Raw genomic sequence first — 15,468 nt, forward strand, 5'->3', positions numbered from 1 at the left:
ACCAGCCAACTATTCGACAGACTGTGTCCTGCCATCCGCGAGGAGTGTTCATGAAGACTGTGCACGATGGATCGACCACGGAGGACGCGATGACGTCCTCGGCGGGAATCGCCGGCGCCGAGGACGGTCAACTGCCGCGCGGAATCCTCCCGACCTGGGCGGTGTTCGGTGTGTCGCTCGGCATCCTGGCGCCCGCGTCCACGCTGGCCCTCGCGATCGGCGTCGTCGTCACGATTGCCGGAAACCTCAGCTGGATCACGTGGGCGGTGACCTCGGTTCTGGTCCTCGGATTCGCCGGCGGCATCGGATGGCTGGCCAAGCGCTTCACCACCACCGGCGGAACGTACGGACTCGCGGCGCGGTGCGCTGACGGTCCCGCCCCCGAGCCCGGACGAACGGGACGCTCGTTGCGTCAGATCGAACGAGCGTCCCGTTCGTCGGCATCGCGTGCCGCCAGCGCGGGCGCGACGAACTGCTCGAGCATCGCGCGTTCGTCGGCGTCGTCGACGCCCGGGACGGTGAGCAGGGAGACGATGATGCGGACGAGCCACCGCGCCCTGCGGGACGACTCCTCGCCGGTGAACCCTGCCCGCCCCAGGAAGGCGGCGCCCAGCGACTCGATGACCTCCGACGAATGGGCGATCTGTGCCGCCAGCCCGGAGTCGCCGAGCTGGAACCAGGCGGCCAGCGTCGGGTCGGCGCGCACCAGCCGGATCGCCGTCAGCATCGCGTCGACGATCACGCCCTTCGGACCACCCGTTCCGGACACCTCTTCCGCGACCAGCGCGCCGATGCGCCGGGCCTCGCGGTGGACGAACGCCAGCTGCAACGCCTGCCTGCTGTCGAAATACCGGTACAGCGTGGCGCGCGAACAGCCGGCCGCCCGGGCGACGTCCGCCATGCCGACCGCGGCGATGCCGTTCTCGACGTACAGCCGTGCGGCGACGTCGAGGATTCGCTCGGCGGCGACGCGGGGGCGTTCGTCGCGCATCCAGTCGGCGTTCATGCCTCACGTGCCCGGAACGGGACGCTCGTCGGCCGGCGCACGTAATTTCCCTCGGCGTAGACGACGGCGTCGATATCGACCGTGAAGTCGGGGCACCGGGCCAGCAGTTCCTCCAGCGCGATGCGGGCCTGCATGCGGGCCGCGGCCGCACCGAGACAGTGGTGAGCGCCGTGACTGAAGGTGAGGATCTGCTTCGGCCCGCGACGCACATCCAGGTCCTCGGCGTCGGGTCCGAACCGGCGGGGGTCGCGGTTCGCGGAACCGTACAGCAGGAACACCTTCCGGCCCGCGGGAACGACGGTGCCCGCGATCTCGACATCCCGGGTCGTGGTGCGTGCGAGGCCCTGCACGGGCGACGTGAGTCGCAGCAATTCCTCGACGGCGTCGCCGATCAACTCCGGCTGGTCGATCAGCTCCCGCCGCTGCTCCCGGTGGTGCGTGAGCAACTGGACTGCGCCACCGAGCATCCCGGTGGTGGTGTCGTTGCCGCCGGTGACCATCGTGAACGCGAACCCGAGGATCGAGAGGAGTCCGGCGACATCGCCGTCGGCACCCATCCCGCTCGCGACGAGGTGCGAGACGGTGTCGTCTCCCGGATCGGTGCGGCGCCGCTCGATCAGGGTGGTGAAGTAGCCCATCAGATCGGTGACGGCCCCCGACGCCTGCAGTGTGTCGCCCTGCGCGTTCGCCGCGACGATGGCTTCGGTCCAGCCGTCGAACTGCGCCCGGTCCGCCTCGGGGACACCGAGGTAGTGGGCGACGACCATGCTCGGCAGCGGTTTGAACAATTCCTTCACGACGTCGCCCTCGCCCGCTTCGCGCAGCCGGTCGAGGCGCTCCACCACGAACGCCCGGACGTCCGGCTCGACGGCGGTGACCTGCCGCGGGGTGAACCCCTTCGACACGAGACGCCGGAACGCGGTGTGGTCGGGCGGGTCGAGCATCACCAGTGGCGGATTGTCCTGCAGCCCGATCTTCTCCAGCTCGCCGTACGTCGTGGTGAGGCCGGCGGCGGAGGAGAACGTCTCGGCGTCCCGGGCCGCCGCGTAGACGTCGGCGTGCCGGGACAGCACCCAGTAGTCGTTGTCGGGTGCGTCGGCAGGAACGACGTGGTGGACGGGATCGTGGTCGCGCAGGTCGGCGTACATCTGCCACGGGGCACGCCACGATTGTCCGGACCTCGGTACGAATGAGACGCTCGACACATGTGCGGTCATGTATCGATGGTGAGACACAATGGCAGAAGTGTCAATGGCGCGACCTCGGGCGCGCTAACCGAACAGGGCGAACGCCACGACGGCGAGGACCAGGACGAGTACCGGAGTGAGGATGAGCAGCAGCCCGAGCAGCCCGGGATTCTTCACCGGCCGATGGTCGATGGCGCCCCTGCTGAAACTACTGAATGGCGACGCGTAATACACCGGGGGAGCCGGGTGGTACCGGTTGTCGACGGTGATCTGCGCCTTGCCCTGCTCCCAGATCCACGGGACCGCGATCTCGATGTGGTGCACACCGGCAGGCGCCGGAATGACGTTGTGGCCCCACCGAAGCGGCACGGGATAACCGTTGATGCGGGCATTGGGCGTCACCAGCATCGGGCCCATCGGCGGCTTCTTCGCGTCGATGACGAGCGCGGTGGGTGAGGAGGCGGGCTGCATGAGGGGCGAGGGTATCACCCGGCCGCAGCCCGAGAAGTGCGGCCTACTGGCCCGCGGCGATCCGGGCCTTCTCGAGGGCCGCGAGAGTGCGGAGCACGGTGGCACGCTGCTTCTCGAGGTCACTGATCCGGGCCCGCGCGGCGAGGCCGGCCGGTTCGCCGATGAGGTTCATCTGAGCGTCGATGGCAGAGAGCTGATCGAGCAGACCCGTGACCCGGCTTTCCAGCGCCGCGACGTCGACGGCGTCGGTCCGCACCGGCGCGACCGGCGGCGTGGCCGACGTGCGGGACGCGCTCGGACGGCTCGAGGCGGTCGCGGTCGACGTTCCCGAATGCGCGGTGCTGCGCGGCTCCGACACCACGCTCGCCGCGCGGGGGCGCAGGGCCTTGCGGACCGCCGCCGGGTCGGGGAGTTCCGCAAGCTTCATCTCGTTGAGGTCGCGGCGGGCATCGCGGGCGTTGACCCGGTGCTCACGCTCTTCGTCGTCGTCGGACTGCAGCGTGCCACCGAGGGGACGCAGGCCGTACATGCCGAGGAAGCGGCGGGCCTCGTCGATGACCGATTCCTTCTCGCGGCAAGTGCCACAGCGAGGTTCGTTACGGAACATCTCCACGGCGTTGTCGTCTCCGCACCACACGCACGCTCCCGGCGACCAACGCCGGACGTTTCGAATTGCAGCGATATCGATAGGGCCGGAGAGAGTCTGCGCGTCGATCACGACGAGCCACAGTAGGGGAATTCGGGCGTGCGGGTCACATCGCCGTAAGTACGACCTGCGGTTCTGCGGCCGAGCGTGACGAAGATCATGCCGGGGCGCCCCGAAGGGCTCCGCAAACGCTGTGTGCCACACATACTTTCCCGACCGGTAAGTTTCATTCCCCGGCACCGATGACGGTGGTCAGCCACTCGACGAGCGGTCGCATCGAACGCCACGCGGTGCGCACTTCGTCAGCGGCGCGGGGAGTTTCGATCCAGTCGGGGGAGAGGTACGTCCGGCTGGCGGTGAGCGATTTGTGACGCATCAGGTCGAGTCGGGGGTGATCCTCGGCGACGCCGCGCGGCCGGGTCTTGAGAACGTCGCCGCCGATCTCGAAATCCGCCGACCGCACCTTCTTCACGAGCTTGACGAGTTCACGGCCCCTGCGGTCGTCGTCGACGGCGTCCCGGAAGCGGCCGACCTGGACCGGGGTGTGCGAGTAGAAGCCGCCCGCGACGAACAGCCCGGCCGCGTCGATCTGCACGTAGTAACCGACACCCGGGCGCGTCTCGACGAACCCGCCCTGGTGGGTCTTGTACGGTGTCTTGTCCTTCGAGAACCGCACGTCGCGGTAGGGGCGAAACACCTTGCCCGCGCCGAATTCCGGTTCGAGCTCCGCGAGCAGTGCGGTCATGGGCGCGCGCACCGAGTCGTCGTAGACGGACTTGTGCGCGGTCCAGAAGCTTTTGCTGTTGTCTGCCTCGAGGTCCTCGTAGAAGTCGAGAGCAGCGGTGGGGATCCCGGTGAACACACGGGCAAGGCTACGCTTGTGCGCCTTTCTGGTAGCTGGAGCGACCAGAAAGGCGCACGGGCGCGAAGCGCCTAGGCGTTGCCGTTGAACAGCGACGTGACCGAGCCGTTCTCGAAAACTTCCTTGATGGTGCGCGCGAGCAGCGGCGCGATGGACAGCACCGTGAGAGTCGAGAACTTCTTCGACTCGTCGATCGGGAGCGTGTTGGTGACGATGACTTCGCGCGCACCACACGCGGCGAGGCGCTCGGCCGCCGGATCGGACAGGACACCGTGGGTGGCGGCGATGATCACGTCGCCCGCACCGGCCTCCTTGAGGATCTTCACGGCGCCGGCGATGGTTCCACCGGTGTCGATCATGTCGTCGATCAGGATGCAGGTGCGGCCTTCGACGTCACCCACGACGCGGTTCGACTTCACCTGGTTGGGAACCAGCGGATCGCGCGTCTTGTGGATGAACGCCAGCGGCGCGCCGCCGAGGGTGTCGGCCCACTTCTCGGCGACCCGGACACGACCCGAGTCGGGCGAGACGACGGCGATGTTCTCGGTGCCGTAATTGCCGCGAATGTACTCGGCGAGCTGCCCCTGGGCGTGCATGTGATCGACGGGGCCGTCGAAGAAGCCCTGGATCTGATCGGTGTGCAGGTCGACCGTGATGATGCGGTCGGCGCCGGCCGTCTTCAGGAGGTCGGCGATCAGGCGAGCCGAGATGGGCTCACGACCACGGTGCTTCTTGTCCTGGCGGGCGTACGGGTAGAACGGCAGGATCGCGGTGATGCGCTTGGCCGATCCGCGCTTGAGTGCGTCGATCATGATCAGCTGTTCCATAACCCACGTGTTCAGCGGGGCCGGGTGGCTCTGCAGCACGAAGGCGTCGGAGCCGCGGACCGATTCCTCGAAACGGACGAAGATCTCGCCGTTCGCGAAGTCACGGGCAGTCTGCGGGGTGACCCGCACGTCGAGTTCCTTCGCCACCTGCTCGGCCAGCTCCGGATGCGCGCGACCAGAAAACAGCATCAGGTTCTTCTGGTTGTCGATCCAATTCGCGGTCACTGCTCTATGCCATCCTTTAAATCTTGCTTCTCGGTTTCGTGCAGATCTGAACTGTGGTGCGGTCCCGCGGCGGACGCCGCCTCGGCGGCGGGCGTACCGGGCCGATTCCGCTGCACCCAGCCGTCAATATTGCGCTGCTTCCCGCCGGAGACCGCGAGTGCCCCCGGTGGTACATCGAAACGCAGCACCGTGCCGGCGCCGGTGTAAGCACCGTCACCGACCTGTACCGGAGCGACGAACATGGTGTCCGACCCGGTCCGGACGTGCGACCCCACCACCGTACGGCTCTTGGCGACGCCGTCGTAATTGACGAACACGCTCGACGCACCGATGTTGCTGTATTCGCCGATCGTGGCGTCGCCCACGTATGTCAGGTGAGGAACTTTGGAGTGCGCCCCGATGTCGGCGTTCTTCGTCTCGACGAAAGCGCCGAGCTTGCCGGACGCACCGAGGACGGTGCCGGGCCGCAGGTAGGAGAACGGGCCGACGGTGGCGCCTGCGCCGATGGTCGATTCCGAGCCGTGGGTCCGCACGACGCTGGCTCCGTCTCCCACCGACACGTCGGTGAGGGTGGTGTCGGGACCGATCACGGCGTCCTCGCCCACGGTGGTGGTGCCGAGCAGCTGCACGCCCGGATGGATCGTGACGTCGCGACCGAGCGTCACACCGACGTCGATCCACGTGGTCGACGGATCGACGACGGTGACGCCGGCCCGCATCCAGTTCTCGACGGTGCGGCGGTTGAGCTCGGCGGCCAGCCTCGACAGCTGGACGCGGTCGTTGGCTCCCGCGACCTTCGCCGAGTCCGACAGGTGGGCGGCGAAGACGGGGGCGCCCGACGCGCGGGCGATCTTGACGACGTCGGTCAGGTACAGCTCGCCTTGCGCGTTGTTCGCGTTGAGCTGCCCGAGCGCGGTACGCAGGAATTCGGCGTCGAACGCGTACACACCCGCGTTGACCTCGGTGATGGCCGCCTGTTCCTCGGTGGCATCGGCCTCTTCCACGATTTCGGCGATCTCGCCGTCGTGGGGTAGCCGGACGATGCGTCCATAGCCGGTCGGCTCGGGAGCGGTGAACGTCAGCACCGTCACAGCCGCGGGGGTGGGTTCGCTGCGATGCTCGTCGACGAGAGCGTGCAGGGTGTGGCCGTCGAGCAGCGGGACGTCGGCGGCCGTGACCAGCACGGTGCCGCGGAAATCCGCGGGCAGAGCCGACAGGCCGCATTCCACCGCGTGCCCGGTGCCGTTCTGTTCTTCCTGCACGGCGACCGTGATCGGCCGACCCAGCTCGGTCTCGAGGGCGCCGACGGCGGCGCCGACCCGTTCCTTGTCGTGACCGACGACAGTCACGAGGTGCGCGGGATCGACCTCGGCGGCTGCGTGCAGAGAATGCGCCAGCATCGTGCGTCCGCCCAGGGTGTGCAGCACCTTGGGGGTCTTCGACCGCATCCGAGTTCCCGCGCCGGCGGCGAGGACGACCACGGCGGTCTGCACTGGCATGAAGCTCCCTCTGGGTCGTTCTGCTCTTGCTGTTCTCGACAGCTCCACCTGCAAGAATTCGCTCTGCAGGCTTCTGCTCCGCCGCCAGGACTCGAACCTGAACTATCTGAACCAAAATCAGAGGTGCTGCCATTACACTACGGCGGATTGCCACACACACGGGGTGTCACGCCCGTTTGCGCGAGAGAATCCTCGCATGCCGACCCGCCGCCCGTCGAACCGCTGCCGAAATTTGTCTCGGACGCCCCGATAGAGTGGGTGCTACCTGCAGTGTTTCCGCGCTGCCCGCGGCGCTTCGTCGGCGCGAGTGTCAGGAAAGGATGGTGCCCCGGTGCCCCGACCCACGGACGTGGACGCGACCCCCGAGCGGGCCGTGCGTACCCGGATGACCGGAACGCAACGCCGGGAGCAGCTGATCGAGATCGGTCGTGCCCTGTTCGCCGAGCGCGGCTACGAGGCCACGTCCATCGAGGAGATCGCACAGCGGGCGCACGTCTCCAAGCCGGTCGTCTACGAGCACTTCGGCGGCAAGGAGGGCCTCTACGCCGTGGTCGTGGACCGGGAGATGTCGCGGCTGCTGGAGATGGTGACGTCGTCGCTGAAGCAGAACCGCTCCCGGATCCGGGTCGAACGGGTGGCGCTGGCGCTGCTGACCTACGTGGAGGAGCACACCGACGGATTCCGCATCCTCGTCCGTGACTCGCCGGTGGCGGCGCCGGACGGAACGTATTCGAGCCTGCTGAACGAGGCCATCGGCCAGGTCGGGCACATCCTCGCCGGCGATTTCTCGCGCCGTGGGTTCAACCCGGATCTGGCGTCGCTCTACGCCCAGGCGCTGGTCGGGATGGTGTCCACCACCGCGACGTGGTGGCTGGACGAGCGGACGCCGCCGAAGGAGGTCGTCGCCGCGCACCTGGTCAACCTGTGCTGGAACGGGCTGACCAATCTCGAGGCCGATCCGCAGCTGGGTGCCGATCTGCCGCGCTCGACTCCGCTGTGAACGTGTTCTCGTTTTCCGACTCGCGGTTCAACTTCCGGAGGGCTGAGCCTGTCAAGTGCTAGGGTTCGCTGGAGTTTGCGCCCCGTCGGGGGGGTTGTTCGGGAGGCAGTCGATGGCGAGACAGGTTCGAGCAGAGGTAACTCGGGCTTCGGTCCTCATGGCGGCGGCCGACGTGTTCTTGCGGCTGGGCTATGCGAACGCGGGTCTCAACGAGATCATCGAGCAGTCGGGCGTGACCAAGGGTGCGCTGTACTTCCACTTCAGTTCCAAGGAAGACCTCGCCCGCGGCGTCATCGACGAGGGGCAGATCCGTCTCACCGCCGGGATGACGTCCGTCAGTGACGGGCCGACGCCGGCCCTGGAGGCGCTCATCGCCCTGTCCTACGTGGCGATCGAGGCCGCGAGTTCCGATCCGATCGTCGCGGCGATGTTGCGACTGCAGCACGAGATCGGCGACTACCAGGGGACGCACGGCAACGTCGTGGCCTCGTGGCAGCAGGGTTTCGAACGACTCGTCACCCGCGCAGTCGAGGAGGGCGACATCCTCGCCGACGACGACGTCTCCACCGAAACGCTGTCCACCTTCCTGCTGGGGTCGCTGCTGGGGGCCCATGTCGTCGCGACCGCGACGGGCGCCTTCGACGACCTTCCGCGTCGCATGGAGCGGGTGTGGTACTTCATCCTTCCCGGTCTGGTCGAGCCGTCGAAGCTCGTGTACTTCCGGCAGTTCGCCTCGCGGCGCTTGTTGCGCTGAGCCGACCTTCTCGCAGCAACCGGGGTGTCGGATCACGCCGGCGAGCGGGAGGGGTGCCGACTGCCGACCTCGCAAGCGTGCTCGACGCGCTTATGTGTAATCGATCCGGCGCGGCGCGGCGCGTGCCCGGAGTGCCGGCGCCACCGGTCGTCCACTGAGATAGCCTGCAGTGCTTCCCGACTCGATGGCGTGTCGGTAGACCTCGAGCGCCGCCGACACCGCATCGACCGTGTGGTCGATATCGGATTCCGTGTGTGCTGCCGAAGTCACGAATGACTGGGCCAGCACGCCGCGGGAGAGGATCTCCTGAAGGAAGAGTGTTCGGTATTCCTGCGACTGCTGCAGATCGGGGCCGCGCGTGACGAACAGCAGACAGGACGGGCGTCCGATCACCTGAACATATCCCTTCAGTTCGAGGTTCTCGGCGGCAGCATTGACACCGTCTGCGAGTGCTCGTCCCGCCTCCTCCATCCGGCCGATGGGATCCTCGTCGGCGTACGCGCGGACCACGGCGCGAAACGCGGCCAACGCGCCGGTCTCGGGTCCATGCGTGGTCGACAGTAGGAAGACTCGCTTCTCGCCGGTCCGGATTCCGCCGAGTTCCATGTATTCACGTCGACCTGCCAGCGCGGCGATGGGGAAGCCGTTACCCATCGCCTTTCCCCAACACGAGAGGTCCGGCTGCACGCCGTACACGGATTGTGCGCCGCGTTGCGACCACCGGAAGCCGGTGATCATCTCATCGAAAATCAACAGACTGCCGTGCTTGTCACACAGCCGGCGAACACCCTCGAGGAATCCGGGCGCGGGCTCGGCGGTGGCGGTAGCCGCCTCGAGGACCACGCCCGCCACGCTGTGAGCGGTCAGAACCCGCTCCAGTGAGTCGAGGTTGTTGTACTCGAACCGGACAATCCGCTGCGCGTGTTCGGCTGGGATCCCGGCATTCATGGGAGTACAGGCGATGAACCAGTCGTCGACCGAAAAGAACGGCTGGTGGCAGACCGCCAGCACGTCGCGCCCGGTCGCAGCGCGAGCGAGGCGAACGGCGGCGGTCGTCGTGTCCGACCCGTTCTTGGCGAACTTGACCATGTCGGCTCCGGAAACCAGTTCGAGGAACTCCTCCGCTGCCACGAGTTCGAGGGCGGTCGGGCGGCTGAAGTTCGTACCGTCGGCGATCGTCGAGACGACCGCATCGACCACCGGTCGGTATCCGTGGCCCAGGGTCACGGATCTCAGACCCATGCCATACTCGACGAAACTGTTCCCATCCACGTCCCAGACGTGAGCGCCTGATCCGCCCACGAGGACCGGCGCCATGTATTCCGGGTACTGGTCGGGACCGCGAGCATACGTGTGCGCGCCACCGGGGATCAGTTCGTGAAGTCGCGACTGCATCTCGTTGGAGCGGGTGAAGGTTCTGTGGATCGTCATGTCATCGCTCCGATCGTCCACCTGCCGGGTCGCGGCCGGGTGAGGTCGAGATCCGCTGCGTGCCGTGGTCGGGGGTGGTGCTCGGCGGTGACGCGTAGTGCTCTGATGTCACCGCCCACAGATCGTGGTCACGGCGCTGTCCTCCGACGTCGAGGAAGCTGATCATGGTCGCTTCCCGTTTCATGCCTACCCGCTGCATCAGATGTGCGGCTCGAACGTTGCCCGTGCAGACGGGGGCAGTGATGCGGTGGATTCGCAGCGCGTCGAACGCGTGCTCGAGAAGCAGGCTGGTCGCTGCAGCGCCCACGCCCCTGTGCGCCACTTCAGAGTCGAGCCAGATCCCCATCTCCGCGGTCCGGGAGGGTTGGTCGATCCTCTCGAGGTTGCATTGACCGGCGAACTGCCCGTCGATCTCGATGACGAGGGGAAGCGCGTGCCCGGCCCTGGCTGCGCGTCTCATCAGCAAGCATTCGCGCACCCACATGGTTTCGGTATGGCGCTGTGTCCAGCTCTGGGGCGAGGTGACCCAGAACGGTTCGATCAGCCCTCGGTCACGCAGCCGGATCTCGCTCCAGGCCGAGGCATCGGAGAGGCGAGGTGGACGAAGCACCACCTGTGTTCCGTCGACAGCTGTCGGGCCGAGACGTAGCCGTGAGGAGGAATGCGATCGGCGGAATATGTTGTGGTGGAGATCGATCCGACGGAAGGCTCGAAGATGGTACCGCCCGACGGTCATGAGAACCGCTCTCGATCCGGGCGGAGTGGGCAATGCTCGCTCGCGCCGCACCGAACCCATGTGGCGATCGCGCGGAGGAAGGTCAACGACGTGCTGTGTCGCAAGAGCGTGGACGAATCCACCCGGCGGAGCGAGTTTCGGCGTCATGGCCCAGAGTTCGTGGTCTTCGATCCGACCGCCGACGTCGAGGAAACCGGACATCGTTCCCTCGTGTCGGAATCCCAATCGTTCCGCGCCTCGTGCCGTCGCGACGTTGTCGATGCGGATCGGGGCTGTGACTCGCTGTAGGGCGAGTTCGCCGAAGGCGTGGTCCAGCAGCAGCGCTCCCGCCGCCGTGGCATTTCCCTTGCCCGACGCGTGTGAGTCGAGCCAGATTCCTGCCTCCGCCGTTCGTGAGTACATGTCGATCCGCTCGAGGTTGCATTGACCGGCGAACTGTCCGTCGATCTCGATGACGAGGGGAAGCGCGTGCCCGGCGCGTGCGGCCCGGCGCATCTGTAGACATTCGCGTACCCAGGACACGTCGGTATGACGCTCCGTCCAGTTCAGCTCGGAGGTGACCCAGAACGATTCGATCATCTGCTTGTCGCGCAGCCGGATCTCTCGCCACGACGACGCATCCGACAGTCGGGGCGGGCGCAGTGCCAGACTGTGCCCGGCGACGATGAGTGGGCCGAGGCTTCGTGGTACACGGGTGCGTGGGCCGCGAGGAATTTGCCGTAGTGACCCTAGATAGAGCTTGCCGGCCGCGACCAGCGCGACCCGGGATCGTGGAGCATCCATCGGTACCTGCTCTCGCCGTGTCGAATCCAACTCAAGGGTTAGGGGTCTGGTTCGCGCCCGAGCTGGTCCGCACGCCCGGAATGCGGTCGAGAACTCTACGGGCGGCACGTACCCCCTCGGCGAAGATCGACGGGGCCAGAACCCGCAGGACCGCGAGGTAGACGAGCGCGAACAACGCACCCTCCAGGCAGATCATTCCGATACCCTGCAGGACCGGCAGCCGGTCGGCGTGCACCGCGAAGCGCTCCAGCGGTGCGATGACGGCGAACGCGACAATCGAGGCGAGAAGCGGAGGCGCCATCCGCGCAGCGATCTCGGAAATCGACACCCCGACCACCGAGCGGGCCAGGCCCAGACCCGTGATGCCGACGATGATCGCAGACGCCGAGATCGCCATCCCCACACCGGCCAACCCCAGGGGAAGCAACAGCACGAGCAGCGGAAGGCCGGTCAGCACGCCCGCCAGGATCATCCAGTTGATGCGATCTGCGCGGCCGGCCCCCTTCATCGATTCCGAGCTCACCGAGTTCATCGCCTCGCCGAGCCCGAAACCGGCCATCGCGGCCAAAGCCACCCCGGCACCGCGCCAGGGTTCGCCGAGCAGCAGCACAGTGAGTGGCTCGCCCAACGCGACCATGAGGGCGGCTGTGGGAACTGCGGCCAGCCAGATCCAGCCGAGGGCACGAAGAAAGGCGGATTTGAACCGGACCGGGTCGTCCGAGATGCGCGAGAACGCAGGGAAGAGAACATACGAACAAATCTGGACGACGGCGATGCCGGGGAACATGGCGATCCTCCGGCCGTAGCGATAGTTGCCGAGGGCCGACTCGTTCAGCCGATGGCCGATGAGTACCAACTCGACCGCGTCACGCACTCTGGCAACGACGACCTCCAGCAGCAACGGAAAGGCGAACACAGCCATTTCCCGCCACAGTCCGTAGGAGACGCGCCCGCCGCCCGGTCGCCATTTGGCAAGCCACCAGCTTGCCACGATCCACACCGCCAGTGAAGCGTAGTAGCCGAACACCAGCGACCACACGCCGAATCCCAGCGTTGCGAGGGAGATGGAGACCGCCGCAAAGCTGATCGCCACCGCAGGGTCGACGATGAGCCGACGCGAGAACTGAAAGCGTCGTTGCATCAGGGCGTCCGGCACGCTGGTGGCTGCGTGCATCAGCATCGTTCCCGACGTCGCGGCCGCTACCAGCGTGACAAGGGCATTGTCGAAGAGGTGCCCCATCAGTGGCGCCGTCACCAGAGCGACCACGCTCGCAAGCAGTCCCGTGCCGAGTGTGACCCAGAAGACGGTGTCAGCGGCGTCCTCGACGTCGTGCTGACGTTGGATGAGGGCCTGGGTGAGCGCGCCGCCCGCGAAATCCATCAGCAGAACCGTCAGAACTGTCCCGGCAGCGAATATCCCGACCTCCGTGGGGGTGAGCAGCCGTGCGAGCACGAGAGTCTGGAGGATGGCCACCGCCTGGGTGATGATCAGCCCGGCGCCGGACATGACGGCACCTCGTCGAAGCGTCCGGGCCAATCCGCCGCTGTGCTCGGCCATCGAGGCGTTGCTCCCGCCGGGCGTTTTCACGCTCGCCGGCCCGCGGCGGTGAGACGTCCGGTGGTTCGCCTCAGTGTGTAGGTGAGTCGTTGCTTGGCCGGATGGAGGCTACGCAGGGTTCGGGGGGCGAGGGCCAGTGAAGCGACGACCACCGCCGCCCGTGCGGTGTGACGGTGTTCGAATGCGTCCCTTGCGGCCGTGCGCGCCGCGGAGATGTCACCGTCCGTGAAAGCCCAGCGTGCGCGACGAAGTGATTGGTTGTACCTGAGCCGCCGCACCGCAGGCGCGGCCGCGGCGAGACTCCCGGGCGTGCCGGACGCCTGTGCCACCACTGTGAACGACCGTTCGAGGCGCTGCTCGAACGCCTCTGTCTGGAGTGGGTCGTGGGAGAGGGAGTTCTCCCGTTGACGGAACCTGCAGAGCCGATCCGGGAGCAGCCGGACGTCGAATCCAGCATCGACGAGGCACAGCCACAGCACCACATCCTCCTCAACCTCGGGCGTGGCCGTGCTCGATTCGTACCCCCTGACGGCTGACCATGCCTCGCGCCGGACCGCCCCTGTGTAGTAGGGAATCCGACCCGCGAGCGCCTCGGTCCAGGTGAGACGGTGCCGCACAACCGGCCGCTTCTTGAAACCGATCGAACGCTGGTGTGTACCGATCAGGTCGCCGGTGCGGTCGTCGAACAATTCGGCGTCACAGCCGACGGCGTCGACACCGGGCTCGGCGTCGATTACTGCTCCCACGCGTTCGCAGAACTCGGGCATCAAGAGGTCGTCGCTGTTGAGCACGCAGAAGAACCGGCCCCGAGCGCGTGCCGCCGCCGCGACGACGCCGCCTCCGACTCCGCGATTCTCCTGCCGAATCAAGCGGATTCGAGTGTCGTGCCGGGCATAGGACGACACGATCCGCGCCATCTCGTCCGAGTACCCGTTGTCGACGACGATCAGTTCCCAGTCGGTGCGCGTCTGGCGTAGCACCGACTCGATCGTCTCGGCCAGGTACGGTTCCGTCATGTACGCAGTGGTCAAGATACTGAACGTGGGGTCGATCCGGGCGCTCCGCACGGCTACCAACCGATACCGAGGTAGCTCGCCCGGCCGCGCCGCTGTGCGGCCGAGGGCAGCCGGACGAGATCGACGACGGTCTGATGCTCGGCGGCCCGATCGATGGCAGCGACCGCCGCCGGGTCTCTGGATCCGGCGATCAGCACCTCGCCATGTTCGAGGACGTCGTCGACGTCGTCGGTGAGGACTCCGCCGATGTGGGGAAGACGCTCGTCGAGATAGGACCGATTGGCGCCCATCAATCGCGACAGCGCCACGTTCGCGTCGTAGATCTTGACGTCGTAGCCTTTGCCGATGAGCCTCTCGGCCAATTCGACGATGGGGCTCTCACGCAGGTCGTCCGTGCCGGCCTTGAACGACAGACCGAAGATCCCGACTCGGCGGCGGCCGAGCGAGGTCACGAGATCCACGGCACGGCGTAACTGGGTCTCGTTGGACACAAGCACATTTGCCAGCACGGGGAGGTCGAGGTCCGCCTGGCGCGCGGCGTGAACCAGGGCTCTCAGGTCCTTGGGTAGGCATGAACCGCCGAACGCGAACCCCGGATAGAGGTAGGCGGGGCTGATGTTCAATTTCGTGTCGGCGAGAAACACATCCATCACCGCGTGCGAGTCGAGCCCGAACGATGTGCAGAGGGCCCCGATTTCGTTGCCGAATGTCACCTTCAGTGCGTGGAAACAGTTGTCTACGTACTTGCACATTTCGGCGACGGCGATGGGCACGCGGAACCGCGGACCGTCCAGCCCATCGTAGAGATCCATCACCAGGCCGCCGCTGGCCTCGTCGCTCTCGCCGACGACTATCTTGGGCGGCTCGAAGAAATCGCGCACGCTGGTGCCTTCGCGGAGGAACTCCGGGTTCACACACACCCCGAAGTCGAGCCCGGCCCGTTTGCCCGAGGATCGTTCGAGCAAGGGGATGAGTAGATTCTCGCAGGTGCCGGGAACCATGGTGCTGCGATAGACCACAGTGTGCCGACCGTTCTTGCGCGCCAGAGCCGAGCCGATCTGCTCGGTGGCGCGCTCGAGATACTGAGTGGACAGGCCACCGCCGTGGGTTGAGGGGGTGCCGACGCAGACGATCGTGACGTCGGTGTCGTGGACGGCCTGGGCCGGATCTTCCGTCACCGTGAGTCGTCCGGATGACACGCCCTCGGCGATCAGTTCGCCGATTCGCTCCTCCACAACCGGGGCGTCGCCCCGACGCAAGCATTCGGTCTTGAGCGGGTTGGAGTCGACGCCGATGACCGAGTGACCGCGTGAGGCCAGGCAGGCCGCCGATATACAACCGACGTAACCCAACCCGAAGATGCTCAGTGATACCTGCCGTTCACTGTGGTTCATCGACCTAAATTTAGTCGTGAAGTCTTTAATAGACAAGAGAAACAGACCTGTGGTTTGCTTTAGTGAGAGAACA

General features: G+C 66.6%; 14 protein-coding genes and 1 tRNA gene. 2 read left to right on the forward strand and 13 right to left on the reverse strand.

The window, feature by feature from the left end:
• Positions 1-412: 412 nt before the first annotated feature.
• The 8 genes from ROP_RS28700 to ROP_RS28735 all read right to left on the reverse strand — a co-directional run bounded on the left by ROP_RS28700 (position 413) and on the right by ROP_RS28735 (position 6,870).
• Positions 413-1,006 (reverse strand): TetR/AcrR family transcriptional regulator, encoded by a 594-nt coding sequence (locus ROP_RS28700; RefSeq protein WP_015889524.1) that lies wholly within the window; start codon positions 1,004-1,006, stop codon positions 413-415.
• Positions 1,003-2,223: a cytochrome P450 gene (locus tag ROP_RS28705; RefSeq protein ID WP_043825498.1), complete on the reverse strand. Its 1,221-nt coding sequence runs from the start codon at positions 2,221-2,223 to the stop codon at positions 1,003-1,005. Before ROP_RS28705 ends, ROP_RS28700 begins: the two co-directional genes overlap by 4 nt.
• 54 nt (positions 2,224-2,277) lie before the next feature.
• Positions 2,278-2,664 (reverse strand): hypothetical protein, encoded by a 387-nt coding sequence (locus ROP_RS28710; protein ID WP_015889526.1) that lies wholly within the window; start codon positions 2,662-2,664, stop codon positions 2,278-2,280.
• Positions 2,665-2,707: 43 nt separating this feature from the next.
• A complete protein-coding gene (locus tag ROP_RS28715; protein ID WP_193384872.1) occupies positions 2,708-3,382 on the reverse strand; it encodes a hypothetical protein in 675 nt (224 codons plus the stop codon).
• A 154-nt stretch (positions 3,383-3,536) separates the two neighbouring features.
• Positions 3,537-4,172 (reverse strand): DUF2461 domain-containing protein, encoded by a 636-nt coding sequence (locus ROP_RS28720; protein WP_015889528.1) that lies wholly within the window; start codon positions 4,170-4,172, stop codon positions 3,537-3,539.
• A 71-nt stretch (positions 4,173-4,243) separates the two neighbouring features.
• Positions 4,244-5,224 (reverse strand): ribose-phosphate diphosphokinase, encoded by a 981-nt coding sequence (locus ROP_RS28725; RefSeq protein ID WP_015889529.1) that lies wholly within the window; start codon positions 5,222-5,224, stop codon positions 4,244-4,246.
• On the reverse strand, positions 5,221-6,723 hold the full coding sequence (glmU, locus tag ROP_RS28730; RefSeq protein WP_015889530.1) for a bifunctional UDP-N-acetylglucosamine diphosphorylase/glucosamine-1-phosphate N-acetyltransferase GlmU: 1,503 nt from the start codon (positions 6,721-6,723) through the stop codon (positions 5,221-5,223). Before glmU ends, ROP_RS28725 begins: the two co-directional genes overlap by 4 nt.
• Before the next feature lie 76 nt (positions 6,724-6,799).
• Positions 6,800-6,870 (reverse strand) — tRNA-Gln (locus ROP_RS28735).
• 238 nt (positions 6,871-7,108) lie between these two features.
• Here ROP_RS28735 and ROP_RS28740 point away from each other — a divergent pair.
• Both ROP_RS28740 and ROP_RS28745 read left to right on the forward strand, forming a co-directional pair.
• Positions 7,109-7,723, forward strand: coding sequence for a TetR/AcrR family transcriptional regulator (locus ROP_RS28740; protein WP_231869072.1), 615 nt, complete (start codon positions 7,109-7,111; stop codon positions 7,721-7,723).
• Between the two features lie 112 nt (positions 7,724-7,835).
• Positions 7,836-8,477, forward strand: a complete 642-nt coding sequence (locus ROP_RS28745; protein ID WP_015889532.1) for a ScbR family autoregulator-binding transcription factor — start codon at positions 7,836-7,838, stop codon at positions 8,475-8,477.
• A 90-nt stretch (positions 8,478-8,567) separates the two neighbouring features.
• Here the strand turns inward: ROP_RS28745 and ROP_RS28750 are convergent, their stop codons facing one another.
• Genes ROP_RS28750 through ROP_RS28770 form a run of 5 tightly spaced genes read right to left on the reverse strand, consistent with a single transcriptional unit; the run spans position 8,568 to position 15,431 of the window.
• Positions 8,568-9,908: a glutamate-1-semialdehyde 2,1-aminomutase gene (locus tag ROP_RS28750; RefSeq protein ID WP_015889533.1), complete on the reverse strand. Its 1,341-nt coding sequence runs from the start codon at positions 9,906-9,908 to the stop codon at positions 8,568-8,570.
• Position 9,909: 1 nt separating this feature from the next.
• Positions 9,910-11,427 carry a GNAT family N-acetyltransferase gene (locus tag ROP_RS44345; RefSeq protein ID WP_015889534.1) on the reverse strand — a complete coding sequence of 506 codons (1,518 nt, stop codon included), beginning with the start codon at positions 11,425-11,427 and terminating at the stop codon, positions 9,910-9,912.
• 31 nt (positions 11,428-11,458) lie between these two features.
• Entirely contained in the window at positions 11,459-12,985 is a 1,527-nt protein-coding gene (locus ROP_RS28760; protein ID WP_231869003.1) for an oligosaccharide flippase family protein, read from the reverse strand.
• Positions 12,986-13,011: 26 nt separating this feature from the next.
• Positions 13,012-14,052 (reverse strand): glycosyltransferase family A protein, encoded by a 1,041-nt coding sequence (locus ROP_RS28765; RefSeq protein ID WP_015889536.1) that lies wholly within the window; start codon positions 14,050-14,052, stop codon positions 13,012-13,014.
• A gap of 2 nt (positions 14,053-14,054) precedes the next feature.
• Positions 14,055-15,431, reverse strand: coding sequence for a nucleotide sugar dehydrogenase (locus ROP_RS28770; RefSeq protein WP_231869004.1), 1,377 nt, complete (start codon positions 15,429-15,431; stop codon positions 14,055-14,057).
• Between the last annotated feature and the right edge of the window lie 37 nt (positions 15,432-15,468).

The sequence above is a fragment of the Rhodococcus opacus B4 genome, assembly GCF_000010805.1.
Lineage (GTDB): Bacteria > Actinomycetota > Actinomycetes > Mycobacteriales > Mycobacteriaceae > Rhodococcus_F > Rhodococcus_F opacus_C.

Excerpts from the sequence above, each read along its gene's own strand:
- ROP_RS28700 (WP_015889524.1), bottom strand. The coding sequence starts at position 1,006 with ATGAACGCCGACTGGATGCGCGACGAACGCCCCCGCGTCGCCGCCGAG.
- ROP_RS28705 (WP_043825498.1), bottom strand. The coding sequence starts at position 2,223 with ATGACCGCACATGTGTCGAGCGTCTCATTCGTACCGAGGTCCGGACAA.
- ROP_RS28710 (WP_015889526.1), bottom strand. The coding sequence starts at position 2,664 with ATGCAGCCCGCCTCCTCACCCACCGCGCTCGTCATCGACGCGAAGAAG.
- glmU (WP_015889530.1), bottom strand. The coding sequence starts at position 6,723 with ATGCCAGTGCAGACCGCCGTGGTCGTCCTCGCCGCCGGCGCGGGAACT.
- ROP_RS28740 (WP_231869072.1), top strand. The coding sequence starts at position 7,109 with ATGACCGGAACGCAACGCCGGGAGCAGCTGATCGAGATCGGTCGTGCC.
- ROP_RS28745 (WP_015889532.1), top strand. The coding sequence starts at position 7,836 with ATGGCGAGACAGGTTCGAGCAGAGGTAACTCGGGCTTCGGTCCTCATG.
- ROP_RS28750 (WP_015889533.1), bottom strand. The coding sequence starts at position 9,908 with ATGACGATCCACAGAACCTTCACCCGCTCCAACGAGATGCAGTCGCGA.
- ROP_RS44345 (WP_015889534.1), bottom strand. The coding sequence starts at position 11,427 with ATGGATGCTCCACGATCCCGGGTCGCGCTGGTCGCGGCCGGCAAGCTC.
- ROP_RS28760 (WP_231869003.1), bottom strand. The coding sequence starts at position 12,985 with ATGGCCGAGCACAGCGGCGGATTGGCCCGGACGCTTCGACGAGGTGCC.